The following is a 16,383-nucleotide window of genomic DNA, read 5'->3' on the forward strand; positions in this document are numbered from 1 at the left end:
AAAAACCACAACTTTGTGGTCTTTCGCATTTTAGCCTAAAGCAGGGGATGAAGGAGCAAATCAAACAAGGCAATTTACCTCAGCATATTGCCGTTATCATGGATGGGAACGGCCGTTGGGCAAAAAAACAAGGGGCAGCCAGAATCTTCGGGCACCGAAACGCCATCAAAGCAGTGAGGGATGTTACAGAGGGATGTGCAGAGCTAGGTATAGGATATCTTACATTATATGCCTTTAGTACGGAAAACTGGTCGCGCCCAAAACAAGAGGTACAAGGCCTCATGACACTACTGGTGGCAACGATAAATGATGAAGTGCCCACACTCATGAAGAATAATATCCGTCTAAAATCGATAGGAGATACTTCCAAACTTCCGAATGCTGCTCAGAAAAAGCTCGCAGAAGCGATCTCTAAAACAGCAGACAATACGGGGTTGACATTGAATTTGGCGCTAAACTATAGTGGGAAATGGGACCTCACCCAGGCGATGAACAAAATTGCAACACAGCTAAGAGCCGGTGATACCCATGATGAAATCACCCCCGAATTAATTGAAAAAAACTTATCCACGGCAGGGATGCCAGATCCCGAGCTTCTCATAAGGACAAGTGGCGAAATGCGAATAAGCAACTTTCTACTCTGGCAACTGGCCTATACAGAACTGTTTTTCACACCTGTACTCTGGCCAGATTTCAGAAAAGAACACCTGCATGAAGGCATCTCGTCCTACCAGCAGCGCGAAAGAAGATTTGGAAAAATAAGCGAACAGGTTAATGCATAAATACCTTGCAATAAGTTTAATCCTCCTTTTAGGATATCAGGCTCAGGCTCAAATCGTATTTGGAAGAGATAAGTCAGCAAACAGCGGCCTCTCTATCAACTACTCGAGCCCCAAAGAATATGAAATTGCTGATATTTCGGTAGAGGGAGTGCAATTTCTAGACAACAACGCCCTGATTTCGCTATCCGGCCTGAGAGTAGGAGACAAAATCAAAATACCGGGAGAAGGAATTTCCAGTGCCATAAAAAAACTTTGGAGACAAGGCATCATTGGCAATGTAGAAATCTATGCCAATAAAATCGAAGGTGAACAGATTTGGCTAACCATAAGGCTAACCGAAAGGCCCAGACTTACCAAATATGAGTTTGAAGGTGTCAACAAAAGTCAAAAAGCAGAGCTGAAAGACAAGATTGACCTGGTAAGAGGTAAAATACTCACAGATGTGGTCATCAAAAACACTGAGCTGAGTGTTAAGAAATACTTTGAAGGGAAAGGCTTCCTCAATGCCGAAGTAAACATTCGACAGGAACGAGACACCATCCTGGCCAATAGCGTCAACATTATCATCAACGTAGAAAAAAACCAAAAGGTAAAAGTCAAAAACATCAACTTTTACGGAGATGATAACTTCAGTCAGGCAAAACTCAGAAGCAAACTTAAAAATACCGGCGAAAAACCAAGGCTGAATCTTCCTAAGGACCTCATAGAAAAAACTTTGATGGTGCTTAACCCTAAAAATTTATTTTACTTCCTCACGCACCGCAAGGAAGTGACAGATTTGGAATTGAAGGAATACCTGGCAGAGCAGGTCAACGTAAACGTGTTCAAATCTGCCAAGTTTGTACGAACTGACTTTGAAGAAGACAAAGAAACACTCATAGCCTTCTACAACTCCAAAGGTTATCGCGATGCAGAGATCGTTCAAGACTCTGTCTATAGTATAGACCGCAAATACTTAAACATTGACCTGCACGTAAACCCGGGAAATAAATACTTCTTCCGGAGCATCGAGTGGACCGGTAATTACATCTATGAGGACGAATTCCTCAACCGTGTATTGGGTATAGAAACAGGTGATGTGTATGACCTGGAGCTGGTCAACAAGAAACTTAACTACAATCCAACCGGAACAGACATTAGCTCGCTATACATGGATGATGGCTATCTCTTTTTCCGGGTAAACCCTGTAGAAGTTGGTACCACGGAGGATAGTATAGACGTGGAAATGCGCATATATGAAGGACCACAAGCTACCATCAACGAGGTAACCATCAGTGGCAATGAAAAAACCAATGATCATGTAATTTTAAGAGAGATTAGGACCCTCCCAGGTCAAAAGTTTAATCGGTCAGAGCTAATCAGAACACAGCGTGAACTTTCTCAGCTGGGCTACTTTGACCCGGAGCAAGTCAACCCTGTACCTCAGCCAAACCCTGTGGATGAAACTGTAGATATCGAATGGCAGCTTGTAGAGCGACCTAACGACCAGGTAGAGCTATCCGGTGGCTGGGGAGGTCGCTTCGGTTTTGTAGGCACACTTGGCCTTAGCTTCAACAACTTTTCTCTGAAAAACATACCGCATTTTGACAAATGGAGACCACTCCCTATGGGTGATGGACAAAAACTATCTGTGAGAATGCAAGCCAACGGAAGACGCTACCAAAGCTATTCGCTGAGCTTTAACGAACCATGGCTAGGCGGAAGAAAACCGAACAACTTTGGTGTGAGCTTCAACCACTCCTCACAGCGCTATATTACTTTCGACAACACTGTTTTATCTCAATTGCAGCTATCAGGCATCACCGTGTCACTCGGAAGAAGAGTCACATGGCCGGATGATTTCTTCACTGTCAGCAATTCACTGTCACTGCAGAAATACAACATCACTGGTGACACCTACGAACGTGCTTATGGCTTCCAGGGAGACTCACATAGTTTCACCTTTAACAATACCATAGCGAGAAACTCTGTAGATAATCCAATGTATCCACGAGGAGGGTCTTCGCTATCCATTAGCGCATCATTTACACCTCCTTACTCCTTGCTAAACAACAAGAACTACGACAATGTAGATGCAGAAGATCAATTCAAGTTTTTGGAATACCACAAATGGAATCTTGATTTCAAATATTACCTCAAGCTCGTAGGTAACCTTGTACTAGCACCAAGAGCTCACTTTGGTTTCCTTGGCTCCTATAGTGATAAAGTAGGTGTTGGTCCATTTGAGCGTTTCTCACTTGGAGGTGATGGGCTCACAGGTCAAAACTTCCTGTTGGGTACAGATGTAATAGGACTCCGAGGATATGAAAACCGGTCTATCCGCGCAGATATTGAAAACGGAGTAGATAATGGTACTGTATTTACCAAGTTTGTAATGGAACTGCGCTACCCAGTTTCGCTCAATCCATCTGCCACGATCTATTTCCTTACCTTCTTCGAAGGAGGAAATAACTGGAACGATTTTGATGAATTCAACCCATACAACCTCTACAGATCTACAGGAGTTGGTGTAAGAATCTTTATGCCTGCATTTGGTCTACTAGGGCTAGACTGGGGATATGGTCTGGATCCAGCGCCTGGTGCACTAGAAGTAAGTGGGCCACAGTTCCACTTCTCTATTGGTCAGCAAATCAGATAATGCTATGAAAAAATTTCCGCTCCTCACCATTCTATTCCTGCTTTTTTCCGCCATTTCAGTTTTTGGCCAGAAATTTGGATATGTAGATACACAATATGTGCTGAGCAGGATGCCAGAGTACAAAGAGGCCCAGGCGGAAATAGAGAAATTGGCCAAGGGCTGGGAAGCCGAAATACAAGAAATGTATAAACAGGCTGAAGAGATGGAAGCGGCGCTAAAGGCAGAAGAAGTCCTGCTAACTGCCGAAATGAAAGAAGAGCGCAGACAGGAAATCGATCGGGAATGGAAAGAAGTCAAAGAGCACCAAAAACAAATTTTCGGTTTTGATGGACTTTATTTCCTGAAAAAGAAAGAATTAATAAAACCTGTGCAAGATCAGGTTTTCGATGCAGTGGAAAGAGTTGCAAAAAATAATAGATTGCAAATCGTTTTTGACAAGTCGGGTGACTTGGTCATGATTTATACCGATCCCATCCATGACTATACAGACTATGTGCTGGAAGAACTTGGCCTGGGAGAAAACAATGGAGAAAGTAACACAGGAAGAAACAACAATTGATTATGAAAACTAAATTTTTAAGCGTACTTGTAATACTGATCGCCTGCACATTGAGTGTGTCGGCTCAGGACAACCTCAAGATAGGTTACACCAATGCAGATTATGTACTCAGCCTACTCCCTGAGGCCAAGCAGATCGATGCTGAACTGAAAGCATACGAGAAGCAGCTTCAAAACCAAATCCAGGCTAAATACAGCGACCTGCAAACCAAAATGACTGATTACCAAAACAATGCTGCATCATGGGACGATCTTATCCGCTCAGACAAAGAGCAGGAGATTCAGGCATTGCAACAAAGTGTACAAGAATTTTCTGTGAAAGCAGAAAACTCAATGGCGAACAAGAGAAACCAACTCTTAAAGCCTGTATACGAAAAAATTGGTAACGCAATAGAAGCTGTAGCTAAAGAAAACAACTACACTCATATCTTTAGCGCAGGAACTCCGGGTTTTGATGTATTGCTATATGCTCGTGAGCAAGACGATGTGTCAAACCTCATCTTGAAAAAATTGGGTATCACTCCTCCTGCTGCTTCTGCCGGAGAGTAAGCATCCTTTACTCAAAACATTCAAAAGCCTGAACCATTTGGTTCGGGCTTTTTTTGTCTGTAATGGTATTATTTCAAGATAATACCCGTAACAAGCCCCACTATAATGATTACTGGTGTCGGAATACGTGTAAAAAACATCAGGCACATGGTGCCTAGCATGAGCACGTAATTGACGGTGGTGGGATCTACCGGCTCAAAGAGAAAGAAAGCAGCTGCTATCACCATCCCCGAGCTCACAGCATTGATGCCTTCTAGCGAGGCCTTCACCACACGGTATTTTTTGAGGTCTTCCCAAAATCGGCTAACAAAAAAGATGAAAAAAGTGCCAGGTAAGAATACCCCAGCAGCAGCCATTATACCCCCAAGAATCTGCTGGAACAAGTCGGTGTTTTTCATGCTCAAAGTACCCACATAAGCACTAAAAGAAAATACCGGACCGGGAAGTGCCTGCACAAAACCGTATCCGGACAGAAACTCTTCGGAAGTCAGGTAATTTTTGAACTCAACAAACTCTGTATAAAGTAGCGGCACCAGCACCTGGCCTCCACCAAATATCAGGCTGCCATTCCGGTAAAAGTTTTCGAATAAGCGTATAGGCAGGTACTTAGTGACCCCACCGAGTACTGCCGCAAAAACCAGCACTGATATCCATAAAATGAAGTTTGACCAGTTGATTTTGATGCGTGACTTTTCCTCTACAGGCTGCTTTTTAAATTTAAACGCTGTAACAAACCCACCGATTAGCAACATAAATGGAAATGCCCATGGCGTACGAAAAATATATGCTGCCATGGTGGAAATGATCATCAGAAAAAATCCGGTACGGGTAGACACCACACTACTGGATATCTTGTATGCGGAGTAGGCTACTATGCCTACAGCTATAGGCTGAATAAACTTCAAAAATGAAAGGCTCACGTCCATCTCCTGAAAGAAGTTGATCATTAGCGCCAGAGATATCATGATCGTTAGCGCAGGCAACGCCCAAAACAGCAAGGTGAGGTAAGCAAGGCCGGGCCCTCCTATCTTAAAACCGATGGCAGTGATGGTCTGTGTGGAAGTAGGGCCAGGTAATATTTGGCACAAAGCATGAAGCTCTATCAGGTCTTTCTCCGTGATGTAGCCTCTCTTCTCTACCATCATGTCTAAAAACAAAGCAAGGTGGGCCGTGGGCCCACCAAATGACGTAACGGATAGAATTAGAACATCCCTTAGAAAAATGAGATATCTAACTCTACGAACCGACATTAGGACTTCAATCCGATTTCTCTGAGACGCTGATCCAGAAACTCACCGGCTGTCATATCTTCATACCGCTTAGGGTTGTCGGCATCTACACAGCTGTCCAGGCAAGTAAGGTCCATTTCGGAAACCGGATGCATAAAAAACGGAATAGAAAACCTGGAAGTACCCATCAGTTCGCGTGGGGGATTCACTACCCGATGTATGGTAGACTTCAATTTATGATTGGTGAGGCGGTCCAGCATGTCACCTACATTCACCACAATCTGATCAGGTAATGCAGTAATAGGAATCCACTCTCCATCCCTGCGGAGTACCTGTAGCCCATCGGCACTAGCTCCCATCAGTAGCGTAATCAGGTTAATATCGCCATGCTCTGCAGCTCTTACTGCATCAGCGGGAATCTCATCAGGGTTTTCTATAGGGAAATAATGAATCTGGCGTATGATGCTATTGCCTTTCTTCACCTTATCATCAAAGTAGTGCTCATCTAGCCCCAGGTGCAATGCGATGGCCTGTAGCATAGATATACCTGCTTGCTCTAGTGTTTTGTAAGCTTCCTGTGTATACTTCTGAAACTCTGGCACCTCGTCTGGCCAAATGTTTTCTGGATACTCCTCAAGCTTGTTTTCTGTAGGCTGGCCTACATGATAAAATTCCTTTAAGTCGCCAGTATTTCTGCCTTTAGCTTTTTCACGGCCTTTGCTGATGTAGCCACGCTGCCCAGCAAGTTCCGTTTTCTCATACTTTAGTTTTACCTCGTCGGGCAAAGAAAAAAACTTCTCCACGGCGGTGTAAAGACTTTTTGTGAGGTCTTCAGACAGGCCATGGTTCTTCACCGCTACAAATCCAATGTTTTGATAGGCATCTCCAAGTGCTTTTACAAATGCCGCTTTTCGCTCTGCGTCACCTGAGGTAAAGTCCGCCAGGTCCAGGGATGGTACTTCTGCGTATAGTTTGTCACTCATAAGTTTATGGGGTAATGGTGCTCAAAAATAGTTGCTTTTCGCAAAATTACTTGAAAACCTGATGTAAGACCTTCAATGACTTAATTTCTCCCAGCTGATCGGTGTGATGTTCGTAATATTTGAGGATTAACTCCAGTGCCTTGAAGCGCAACTCACCAGACCCAGCCACCGAATCTGTATAGTCACTACGAATGACGTCAGACACAAAACCAATCAACCGTTGATCCTCTTCGATCATTTCGAGCTCCATGCTACGGATCAGGCTGTCTCCATCAGCTACACCAAGCCCCATGATGGGCAGTATCTTTAGCAAAAAGTGTAAATGAAAATTTTCGATCTCACTATCCATGGCATCAAAAGTCAATATAGACTGGGTTAGAAAATCGAATAGAAGCTCTTGCGCATCGCCCTTTTCATGTACCAGGAGCTTTCCTAGTATTTCTGAAAGAAACAAGACAATCGTGCTTTTGCGGATATCTTGTTGAATTCTATGTACAGGAGCGAAATATTTATACTCAGACAGCCGCTGTATATCCCGGTTGGGCTTTACATATGCTACCATGTCCAGTAGAGAAAACGGCTGAAAGTATCCAATACTCCGTTTTGACCTGGGGCTTCGAATACCATTCACTATAAATGATGATAGTCCAAGTTCTTCTGTAAACACCTGCACGATGATGCTCGCCTCCTGGTACTTCACATACTTGATCACTATGCCACGAGTCTTTACCAGCATCAGTCAACAACGGCTAATTTCCCAACGTAGGTTTGCTCCCCGTCATCTGAAGCACTCCAAATGACATAAACACCAGGTGCTACTCTATGCTGATTGTAATCTTTCAAATCCCACGCTGCTGTACCTCCGTGTGCCTGTACACTTCGGACGAGCTTCCCTCCGGGAGTAGTAATTTTTACACTTGCATTGTTTACCAGACCAGTAATTCCCACCATCCCGCTGTAGCCAGGCAGTACGGGGTTAGGAAATACGGCAGTGGAAGTATGCACAGCCCCGCCCTGAGATGACTCACTGCGATAAGACACCAACCCTTTGTCCGTGAGGATATAAACTTCCCCTGAGCCAGGATCGTATTCCATTTGATATACGAGATGTGAGGGCAGTGGTGAATTGCTAGTGGTAAAATGTTCATCCAGTCGAGTTAGGTTGTTGTCAAAGACCCACACTCCTTCATCAGTAGCCATCCATATCCTGTTGCCTCCATCCACCATCAAGGCATGCACAGGTTCTTCATCAAACAAGGCACCATTCTCATATATAGGGCTAAATGCCTCTGAATCATTGAACACAAAACTTGCGTCAACCATGAGGCTCAATCCCCTTGGTGTCGCGATCCAGGCATCGTCGCTATGATCTATCACCAGACTGTTGACAGTATTGGACGCCAGATTGTCGGAGGAAGTAATTCGCCTTACCTGCTCGCCTCCAAGGTCTAGTGCTAGCACTCCACCACCTGCTGCTGGCGATACCGTAAGCCAAATCACACCATTGGCACTAGCAGAAATACTAACCGGAAATTCTGAGCCAATTGCTGCAGCCGTGTAAGTGGTAACATCTTGTTCTCGATCAATAGAGAAAAGTGTGGCATTTTCATCTGTGGATGAAATACCCAAAAGTGCTCCTCCTACCACTTTCAAATCATTCACTTGCTGGGGTGCACCATCCACTAGTTCTTTGTTCGTCAAATCATAGACTCCCCCATAGGCTGCTGCCAAATAAACCGCTCCACGGTAATGTGTGGCAGCTGACAGCCCCGTTAATCCATCAAGTTCTTCATGGCTCCATGAGGATTTATCAAACCAGGAGTATTGGCTAGAAACCGCATCATAAAAGGCATAGGCTATATTGTTGGCAAAGCTGATTGAGGTTATTTGATCCGTAAAAGGGCCATTAGGATAGAGCTGTTCATTGCTGGGCGTAACTACGCCATTGGCAGAAGTAGCCAGCCAAACTTCTCCATCTACCAAAGCAAAATCCTGCACTTCCACATCCTCAATAGATGTGGAGTCAAAAGCACCATTGCTGTATGAAACGAGGTAGTTTTCTTGCAATGCGATGATCGCTTGTTCGCTACAATCCACAGCCTTGATAGGCGCTTTAGAAGACCAAATATTGACTACCGTATCGGAAATTTGAACCACAGAAGTGTCTGCGGCCACCGCGATCAGTCCACATGCGCCAATTTTTAGCGAATGGTAAGAGCGCACAGTATCCAGCAGCGTCCACCGCGTGAAATCGAGAAGGTTTTGGTCTATCGATCCATATTGAAGCCCCTCGCTGGTAATGGCATAGAGCTGATTGCTATTTATGGCAAGCTCTTGCACAGATACATCAGCGCCGCCTGACCCAATAGAGCGGTAGTTTTCAATTAGCTCCAGCCCCTCCAGCTGGGCCACTATCACTCCAAAAGCTGTTCCGAGATAGATTCGATCAGTGCCGATCGCTATGTCATTGATTTTTTTGGTGCCCACCAAACTAGAGCTGGCTATGCCGCGTATAGAAGCAACGCCATCTGATGAGACTACATCCACTATACCAGATTCATAGCCCAGTACCAGTAGGTTGTGCTCCTTCGAAAAAGCCATGGCCGTGACACCTACATCTCCCAGCCTTTTAGTTTTACCCAATTTGGAGAGTTCTTTCGTAGTGCGATTTATCGTGAAAAAGCCATGCTCCGCAGCGCAGAAAATGTGATCCCCTCCAGCCAATACTTTGTTTACACTTCTAAAACTAAAATGCTCACGCCAATGGCCTATCGGCAGATTTTGTGCACTCAAAAAATATGTAAAGAGTAGACACCAGCTACTTATTGCGATGCATTTTTTCATAAAAGCATTTTCTACATAGGGCTTCATAGATGTCTTTTTCACCCAAAACGACAGTTTTTTTAGATTTGGTACGTCTGTAAGAGTAAGAAGCGATGTTGCCACAGTCCATACAGATGGCATGTACCTTGGTAATGTACTCGGCAGTGGCCATGAGCTTGTCCATCGGCTCAAAAGGCACACCCATAAAATCCATATCGAGACCAGCCACTATCACACGCTTCCCTTGGATGGCCAGCTGATTGCACACGTGGATAATTTCCGGGTCGAAAAACTGTGCTTCATCAACACCCACTACGTCACAGTGACCAGCTCGCAGCAAGATGTCATTGGCAAAGTTGACAGGAATGGACTCAATAGCATTTTGGTTGTGCGATACTACTTTTTCTTTGGAGTAGCGCTTGTCTACCCTGGGCTTATAGATCTCCACTTTTTGTTGGGCTATCAGGGCCCTATTGAGGCGGCGAATGAGCTCTTCGGTTTTACCAGAAAACATGGATCCACAGATCACCTCTATCCACCCTGCTTTTCCTGTAGTGGGGGTTCCAATATTTGGCTCTACAAACATTTATTTTGAATAATCTTGATGGGGTAATTTGTATGATTCCGGCACCTGTACAGTCACATCACCTGTTACTACTGCCTGGCATGCCAGACGTGCACCTGATTTTAATTTGCCCAAGTTAATAAATCTCTTCTCTGCTTCGGTAATCTCACCTAAAGAAGCCTCTCCACTCACTATTTCGGCTGTGCAGGTAGTGCACCTACCTTTGCCTCCACATGCGTGCATCCAATCTACCTCCTCCAGTAATATACTGAGAAGTTTTTCCGTTTTAGATTTGCAATGAATAGTTTTACTATGGAGGTTTTTTACTGTGACTAAAGGCATTTCAATCTTCCAATCTTATGCAAAGGAAACTAAATGATGAGTTTATAAGGGAATATAGCGAGGAGTTTTCTGAGAAAATCACATCGAGCTTTTTTGAAAATACTGATAAAATCTCCGGCAAAGACATCCTGACAGCAACCCCTTCTAAGCAAGTGAATTTTTTTGTGCTGAAAATTCTCTTCCGTAAATGGCAGGAAGAAATGAAACAGCTCGAAAGCCCTTTTTTTAACTACAAGGCTCCGGAAGTAAGGAAAGCTATGGTCCAGTTTATGAACACTCTGTCTCAGCACATAGAAGTGGGGCCGGACCATTACAAGCTCATGCTGGAAGAAGCCGTAGCCAATAGTCTGCTACTTGCTACCGACCCTGCCAGTTATCTAATGCTGGAGTTTGATGAGCTGGACGTGCCGCAAGTAAATGAGAAAATCACCAAACCGATACTCAAATACCTTCGCTTGCACAAAGACACTATTTCGGCCTTTTTTGAGCGAAACAATCGACTGAATATAGATGACTTCCTGGATGCCATTCCAGAATATTTTGAGGATGTACAGGTACAGGATGCTGTTGATGAAGAGTTGCAGCGGCTGTCTGAAATTGTCCCTATCAGTGAAGAGGATATTTTTATAACCGAAAACTTCGTAAACCCTTTAGATGAAGATGATGACGAAGAATTCCCGGGATTTGCAGAAGACCTGATAGAGGAAGAAGAAACTGTGGCGCCCATAGCACCAGAGCCTGAGACAGAAGAACCGGAGGCATTTGAAGACGAAGAGGAAGCTCACGCAGAGCAGCAAGACACAGAGGACACCTATGAGGAAGAAAGCTACGAACCTCCTAAGTCTTCGCGAGCCACTAAAGGCCTGGCTATAGCACGTACGGTGGAGCCTGATCCGGAGCCAGATGAAGAGGCAGCAGAGGCAGCAAACCACGAAGAAGAGGAACTACAGGAACATGAAGAGACGGAATTTCAGCCGACAAGCGAACCTGTAGAAGAAGAAATTCCTCAAGAAGAAGATACCTATGAGCAGGAGGAGACGGATGAACCTGAATCGGATGAAGACTCTCAGGAAGAAAACATTCAGGAAGAAGAAACAGTAGCCCAACAAGAACCTACTTCGGAAGAGGCTGATGACGCCTCAGTCAATGAAAACTACGAAGCACCTCAGGCCACCATCAACGATCGCTTTTCTGAAGAGAATAACACCCTGGCTGACAAAATGGAAAAGCGCAAAGTCAACTCCATCATGGAAGCCATTTCTGTCAATCACAGATACATGTTCACCAAAGAATTGTTCGATGGGGACCGTGATGCCTTTACGAATACAGTAGATGAACTGGAAGCATGCGACAGCTTCGATGATGCTGTAGAAATGCTTGTGCAGAACTATGCCAAGCCCAGAGACTGGGACATGAACAGTGATGAAGTAAAAGAACTGCTCAAAGTGGTTTTCAGAAAATTTAGATAATGGCTACAGCCGCTGCAGTACTTGCATTCGGTGAGCGTCTAATTTCAGAAATGAAAACAAAAGAATCGTGAAGCCCCAGAGGGAAGAGCCTCCATAACTAAAGAAAGGCAATGGGATTCCGATCACCGGAAACAAACCGATGGTCATGGCGATATTCACCGCAAAGTGAAAGAACAGAATAGAAACTACGCCATAGCCATATATGCGGGCAAAGGATGATTTTTGGCGCTCTGCCAACTGAACCAGCCGTACAAATAGGGCACAAAACATCACGATCAGTAAAAAGCTACCAATCCATCCCTGCTCCTCACCTATAGTGCAAAAGATAAAGTCGGTAGTCTGCTCAGGCACAAAATCAAACTTCGTCTGCGTACCTTCCAAATAACCTTTGCCAGTAAGGCCACCAGACCCAATAGCGATCTTGCTTTGGGTCACATTCCACCCTACACCCAAAGGATCTGCATTGGGGTTGATCAGGGACATCACTCGTTTTTGCTGGTGAGGCTTTAGTACATCCGTCAGGATAAAATCCACACTACGAATAAAGCCAGCAACTAGTACTCCTGACACAAGTACTACGCCTATTTTTACCGGAGATTTAGCCACAAAGCCCAACACCAAAATCGTAATGACCACTACACCTATGAGCAGTACCGTCTGGCTTACTAGCAGGGTCAAGAGAAACAAAACCACTACACCAAGCCCAATGATCAAAAACAATGGGTGCAAACCTTCTCTAAACATCACCAGGGTAAGGCTACCAAAAACCATAGCGGTACCCAGGTCACCCTGAAGGATGATAAGTGCCAGTGGCACAAAAAAGATAAGAAATCCTGTAGCCTGCGACTTGAGCTCAGAAGACTTACGCGTGCTTTTACTTAGGTATTTGGCAAGCCCCAGTGCTGCTGCAAACTTGGTAAACTCCGAAGGCTGAAACTTAAAAGCGCCGAGCTGAAACCAGGATTTAGAGCCAGCCACCTCCTGACCAAAGATCAATACCGCAATTAGAAAAAATATCAGCACCCCATAGATGATGTACGCAAACGAATCGTAAAACCTAAAGTCGAGGAGCATAATCAGCAGGATGATCACCACGGAGGTGCCAATCCAGATCAGCTGCTTACCCGAGCTCATGCTAAAGTTGAGGATGCCATGGCTCTCATCCGGATCAAAGTCTGCAGCATAAATGTTGAGCCAGCCACTAAATACCAGCACCGTATAGAGCAACACCACTACCCAATCGATCTTATTTATCAGGCTATCGTTTCTCATAGGCTCTGCTGACGTGCTTTTTTCATTTCTTCCAACTCCTTCTTTTGTCTGGCATCCAGAAAATCTCCTTTTAAGACAAAATCCTCTACCCAGGGTCTGGTAATCTCGCCCTTCACATATTTCTCTATCACCAGGCTTGCGGTACTACCTGCGGCTCTTCCTCCCCACCCAGCATTTTCCACATACACGGCAATAGCAATTTTAGGATCTTCCTTTGGTGCAAAACCCATAAAACCGGAGTGGTCCATGCCATGAGGATTTTGTACCGTACTGGTTTTGCCACAAATGGCAAGGTCTCTGATAAATGCCCGGCGGCCAGACCCTTCTTCGATCACCTTCTGCATGCCATCAATGACCACATCAAAATACTCCGGGTCGATATTTAATTCATTCACCGTGTTTTCGAGCGCAGGTTCGCCTGCTACGCTTTTGACTATATGAGGAGTGATGTAGTGTCCTTTGTTTGCCAATATGGCTCCAAGGTTAGCCATCTGCAGTGGAGTAACCAGCAGCTCTCCCTGCCCAATGCTCAGCGAGTAAATATTACTAAATGCCCAGCGATTGGTGCCATATACCCGATCATAAAACTGAATATCCGGTACATATCCAGATTTTTCATTGGGGATGTCTACGCCTAGCCTACGCCCCAGCCCAAACCGATCAATATATTCGTTCCATTTTTCCAGCCCTATACGCGAGTCGATGTAGCGACTTTCATGCGCTCCCTGCTCGATCACTCGTTTAAAAACCTTGTAGAAATAATTGTTTGATGAATAAGTAATAGCCTTGATCACATCATAGCTGCCCACCGGCGCCAGATCACCGATCAGATCACCCTCACAGTAGATGCGCTCTTTAGGGTATACTGCCTGCTCCTGCATGGCTATAAGCGACTGCACGGTTTTAAACATCGAACCAGGAGGATACATGGCTTGAAGAGGGCGGTTAAACAAAGGTTTTAGCGAATCCTGATAGATTTCCGTAAAATTTTTACCGGCATCTCTACCTCTCAGCAAATGCGGATCGTAAGTTGGTGCCGATACAATAGCCAATATCTCTCCCGTACTTGGCTCTATGGCTACCAGACTTCCTACTTTGCCTTCCATAAGTTTCTCGGCATAGCGCTGAAGTTCAGTATCTATGGTGAGCTGAATGTTTTGACCCGGCACGGAGGCAGTGTCATATTCCCCATCGTGAAACTTACCTTTCACCACTCCCTGTACATTCACTATCTCGAAGCGCATTCCACGCTTACCACGTAGTTTTTCTTCATACTCTTTTTCTACACCCGTAATACCTATGTAGTCACCGGAGCGGTAATAACCTGAAGTGTCTCTATTGAGCTGCCTGCGATTGATCTCCCCGACATATCCCATGGTGTTGGCCAGTATGTTGTGCGTGTACCCGCGAACTGTTCGGGGCAGCACGTAGAAACCTTCGAAAGAAATGAGTTTGTCCTGGATGCGAGCAAACATATCGTTGGGGATTTGCTCCATAAACTTGGATGCCAGGATACCTGAGTACCTGCGCGCTTTGTTGTACCTGGCCTCAAACTCTGCGTGTTCTATTTCCAGTAGTTGAATGAGTTCGCTGGAGTCGGCAAGGTCTGCCTCCTTGGGTACGATCATCAGGTCGTACACGGGCGTATTGTAAACCAGCAGTTCACCATCACGGTCGTATACCAGCCCCCGGTATGGGTAATCGACAATCTTTTGAACGATGTTGTTTTCTGCGGCAAGCTTGTATTCATCATTCACCACCTGAATGGAAAATAGTCTGATCGAAAAGATCAGCCCCACCAAAACGATGACAATCTGAATGATAAAGCTTCTGTTGATCATATTCTGCGAACTTTTGGAGCCATGAGAAAGCTAAGCCCAAATACGATGGTAAAACTGTACAACGCACTGTAGCTTATTTTAGCCAACAAAAATCCGAACGAATTAAATCCACCGTTTTCTACTGTGAAAATGATGAAATGATGCACAAAAATAAGTGGCAACAAGTACTTCACTGAGCCCCAAACACCCAGCTCATTCCAGTCCAGGTAAACGTCATCATCCGAGGAGCCTACAGTAAGTCCAAACCAGCTGTCTTTGGCAAATGCCACCAAAATACTGGCGGATGCATGCATGCCTGGGGTGTTAGAAAAAACATCCACTATAAGTCCACCAGCAAAAGCGATGAGCATGGCCAGGCTGCGGTTGAGGCCATACGGCAAAAACAATACAAAGCCGATGTAAAAAAAGCCGAAAGCTACGTCAAACAGGATCAGTTTGTACAAAAAAGGTATCTGTAGCAATAGAAATATCACCAAATGAAGCGCTTGCTGTACGTAGTTGATTCTTACCATCTTACTGTTCCATTACTTCAGCTTCCAGGCTGTCTTGCTCTACGATCATTTTGTTTTTGATCAGGTACACATAGTCCATAGAGCTAAAATCTACCGCCAATTTGATTTTTGCCTGATAGAACACATCATTGTCTTCCAACTCAAATGAACTGATGGTGCCTACCATCACTCCTTCCGGAAAAATAGCATTGTACCCTGACGTTACTACTGTATCTCCTTGCTGTATCTGAATATGGCGCGGCACGTATTTCAGCTCGGCTTCCAGCGGGGAGTCTCCATCCCACTGTACTGTGCACAGCGTACGTGTGCGGCTGATACTGCTGCTCACCAGCAGTTTCCTATGGAGCAGTGAGGTGACCGTAGCGTAATTTGCAGAAACTGACTTCACCTGCCCCACCAGGCCATCACCGGCGATCACGCCCATCTCAGGGCGTACGCCATCATTTAGTCCCGCATCCAGGGTCATGTAGTTCATAGACCTTCTGAAGGAGTTGTTGATCACCTTGGCTTTGATGAGGTCATATCGATCAGAACTGGTAGTGTCCAGCACCACTTGGCCCATAGTGGCATTGGCCAGCTCTTTGCGCAGTAGTAGGTTTTCAGCTACCAGCCGTTCGTTAATTTTTCGGAGCTGAAAATAGTCTGTTGTATTGTTGGTGAACGAATTGATGCTTGCCACCAGGCTGTTAGACGAGTTGAGAAAAGCCGCGTTTTGCTTATTGTTATAGGATATTATGAGCCAGGCACAAACTCCCTCTAAAAACAGAAACAACCCGAAGGTTCTGAACCGATAAAGGAAGTTAAGTAAGTTCTGCATTCA

At 45.0% G+C, this 16,383-nt stretch carries 15 protein-coding genes; 5 read left to right on the forward strand and 10 right to left on the reverse strand.

The window, feature by feature from the left end; genetic code table 11:
- The first annotated feature begins 47 nt into the window (after window positions 1-47).
- From C7460_RS04910 to C7460_RS04925, 4 genes are read left to right on the forward strand one after another with little or no spacing between them, the layout of a single operon-like run.
- Window positions 48-782 carry an isoprenyl transferase gene (locus tag C7460_RS04910; RefSeq protein WP_115866962.1) on the forward strand — a complete coding sequence of 245 codons (735 nt, stop codon included), beginning with the start codon at window positions 48-50 and terminating at the stop codon, window positions 780-782.
- The gene (locus C7460_RS04915; RefSeq protein WP_115866963.1) at window positions 775-3,420 is read left to right on the forward strand and encodes a BamA/OMP85 family outer membrane protein; all 2,646 of its coding nucleotides are present in this window, start codon (window positions 775-777) and stop codon (window positions 3,418-3,420) included. The genes C7460_RS04910 and C7460_RS04915 overlap by 8 nt, the downstream gene beginning before the upstream one ends.
- A gap of 4 nt (window positions 3,421-3,424) precedes the next feature.
- Complete coding sequence (locus C7460_RS04920) at window positions 3,425-3,979, forward strand: OmpH family outer membrane protein (protein ID WP_115866964.1); 555 nt, start codon at window positions 3,425-3,427, stop codon at window positions 3,977-3,979.
- A 2-nt stretch (window positions 3,980-3,981) separates the two neighbouring features.
- Window positions 3,982-4,527 carry an OmpH family outer membrane protein gene (locus C7460_RS04925; RefSeq protein WP_115866965.1) on the forward strand — a complete coding sequence of 182 codons (546 nt, stop codon included), beginning with the start codon at window positions 3,982-3,984 and terminating at the stop codon, window positions 4,525-4,527.
- A 68-nt stretch (window positions 4,528-4,595) separates the two neighbouring features.
- Here C7460_RS04925 and chrA read toward each other — a convergent pair whose 3' ends face one another.
- From chrA to C7460_RS04955, 6 genes are read right to left on the reverse strand one after another with little or no spacing between them, the layout of a single operon-like run.
- On the reverse strand, window positions 4,596-5,777 hold the full coding sequence (chrA, locus tag C7460_RS04930; RefSeq protein ID WP_115866966.1) for a chromate efflux transporter: 1,182 nt from the start codon (window positions 5,775-5,777) through the stop codon (window positions 4,596-4,598).
- Window positions 5,777-6,739 carry an isopenicillin N synthase family dioxygenase gene (locus tag C7460_RS04935; protein WP_115866967.1) on the reverse strand — a complete coding sequence of 321 codons (963 nt, stop codon included), beginning with the start codon at window positions 6,737-6,739 and terminating at the stop codon, window positions 5,777-5,779. The genes chrA and C7460_RS04935 overlap by 1 nt, the downstream gene beginning before the upstream one ends.
- 46 nt (window positions 6,740-6,785) lie before the next feature.
- The gene (gene recO, locus C7460_RS04940) at window positions 6,786-7,475 is read right to left on the reverse strand and encodes a DNA repair protein RecO (RefSeq protein ID WP_115866968.1); all 690 of its coding nucleotides are present in this window, start codon (window positions 7,473-7,475) and stop codon (window positions 6,786-6,788) included.
- Entirely contained in the window at window positions 7,475-9,625 is a 2,151-nt protein-coding gene (locus C7460_RS04945) for a PorZ beta-propeller-like domain-containing protein (RefSeq protein ID WP_170147891.1), read from the reverse strand. The genes recO and C7460_RS04945 overlap by 1 nt, the downstream gene beginning before the upstream one ends.
- Window positions 9,558-10,148 carry a thymidine kinase gene (locus C7460_RS04950; RefSeq protein ID WP_115866970.1) on the reverse strand — a complete coding sequence of 197 codons (591 nt, stop codon included), beginning with the start codon at window positions 10,146-10,148 and terminating at the stop codon, window positions 9,558-9,560. Before C7460_RS04950 ends, C7460_RS04945 begins: the two co-directional genes overlap by 68 nt.
- Window positions 10,149-10,469: a 2Fe-2S iron-sulfur cluster-binding protein gene (locus tag C7460_RS04955; protein ID WP_115866971.1), complete on the reverse strand. Its 321-nt coding sequence runs from the start codon at window positions 10,467-10,469 to the stop codon at window positions 10,149-10,151.
- Window positions 10,470-10,486: 17 nt separating this feature from the next.
- On the opposite strand from C7460_RS04955, the gene C7460_RS04960 reads away from it, so the two are divergent.
- A complete protein-coding gene (locus C7460_RS04960; protein WP_115866972.1) occupies window positions 10,487-11,938 on the forward strand; it encodes a hypothetical protein in 1,452 nt (483 codons plus the stop codon).
- A 3-nt stretch (window positions 11,939-11,941) separates the two neighbouring features.
- Here C7460_RS04960 and rodA read toward each other — a convergent pair whose 3' ends face one another.
- From rodA to mreC, 4 genes are read right to left on the reverse strand one after another with little or no spacing between them, the layout of a single operon-like run.
- The gene (gene rodA, locus C7460_RS04965; RefSeq protein WP_115866973.1) at window positions 11,942-13,210 is read right to left on the reverse strand and encodes a rod shape-determining protein RodA; all 1,269 of its coding nucleotides are present in this window, start codon (window positions 13,208-13,210) and stop codon (window positions 11,942-11,944) included.
- The gene (mrdA, locus tag C7460_RS04970) at window positions 13,207-15,051 is read right to left on the reverse strand and encodes a penicillin-binding protein 2 (RefSeq protein WP_115866974.1); all 1,845 of its coding nucleotides are present in this window, start codon (window positions 15,049-15,051) and stop codon (window positions 13,207-13,209) included. The genes rodA and mrdA overlap by 4 nt, the downstream gene beginning before the upstream one ends.
- On the reverse strand, window positions 15,048-15,563 hold the full coding sequence (locus C7460_RS04975) for a hypothetical protein (protein WP_115866975.1): 516 nt from the start codon (window positions 15,561-15,563) through the stop codon (window positions 15,048-15,050). Before C7460_RS04975 ends, mrdA begins: the two co-directional genes overlap by 4 nt.
- Before the next feature lies 1 nt (window position 15,564).
- Window positions 15,565-16,380 carry a rod shape-determining protein MreC gene (gene mreC / locus C7460_RS04980; RefSeq protein ID WP_115866976.1) on the reverse strand — a complete coding sequence of 272 codons (816 nt, stop codon included), beginning with the start codon at window positions 16,378-16,380 and terminating at the stop codon, window positions 15,565-15,567.
- Window positions 16,381-16,383 lie beyond the last annotated feature (3 nt).

Source organism: Marinoscillum furvescens DSM 4134 (assembly GCF_003386095.1).
In the GTDB taxonomy this organism is placed as follows: domain Bacteria; phylum Bacteroidota; class Bacteroidia; order Cytophagales; family Cyclobacteriaceae; genus Marinoscillum; species Marinoscillum furvescens.

What these genes read in the sequence shown, in the direction of transcription:
- C7460_RS04910 (WP_115866962.1), top strand. Translation starts at nt 48, where the DNA reads ATGAAGGAGCAAATCAAACAAGGCAATTTACCTCAGCATATTGCCGTT.
- C7460_RS04915 (WP_115866963.1), top strand. Translation starts at nt 775, where the DNA reads ATGCATAAATACCTTGCAATAAGTTTAATCCTCCTTTTAGGATATCAG.
- C7460_RS04920 (WP_115866964.1), top strand. Translation starts at nt 3,425, where the DNA reads ATGAAAAAATTTCCGCTCCTCACCATTCTATTCCTGCTTTTTTCCGCC.
- C7460_RS04925 (WP_115866965.1), top strand. Translation starts at nt 3,982, where the DNA reads ATGAAAACTAAATTTTTAAGCGTACTTGTAATACTGATCGCCTGCACA.
- chrA (WP_115866966.1), bottom strand. Translation starts at nt 5,777, where the DNA reads ATGTCGGTTCGTAGAGTTAGATATCTCATTTTTCTAAGGGATGTTCTA.
- C7460_RS04935 (WP_115866967.1), bottom strand. Translation starts at nt 6,739, where the DNA reads ATGAGTGACAAACTATACGCAGAAGTACCATCCCTGGACCTGGCGGAC.
- recO (WP_115866968.1), bottom strand. Translation starts at nt 7,475, where the DNA reads ATGCTGGTAAAGACTCGTGGCATAGTGATCAAGTATGTGAAGTACCAG.
- C7460_RS04950 (WP_115866970.1), bottom strand. Translation starts at nt 10,148, where the DNA reads ATGTTTGTAGAGCCAAATATTGGAACCCCCACTACAGGAAAAGCAGGG.
- C7460_RS04955 (WP_115866971.1), bottom strand. Translation starts at nt 10,469, where the DNA reads ATGCCTTTAGTCACAGTAAAAAACCTCCATAGTAAAACTATTCATTGC.
- C7460_RS04960 (WP_115866972.1), top strand. Translation starts at nt 10,487, where the DNA reads ATGCAAAGGAAACTAAATGATGAGTTTATAAGGGAATATAGCGAGGAG.
- rodA (WP_115866973.1), bottom strand. Translation starts at nt 13,210, where the DNA reads ATGAGAAACGATAGCCTGATAAATAAGATCGATTGGGTAGTGGTGTTG.
- mrdA (WP_115866974.1), bottom strand. Translation starts at nt 15,051, where the DNA reads ATGATCAACAGAAGCTTTATCATTCAGATTGTCATCGTTTTGGTGGGG.
- C7460_RS04975 (WP_115866975.1), bottom strand. Translation starts at nt 15,563, where the DNA reads ATGGTAAGAATCAACTACGTACAGCAAGCGCTTCATTTGGTGATATTT.
- mreC (WP_115866976.1), bottom strand. Translation starts at nt 16,380, where the DNA reads ATGCAGAACTTACTTAACTTCCTTTATCGGTTCAGAACCTTCGGGTTG.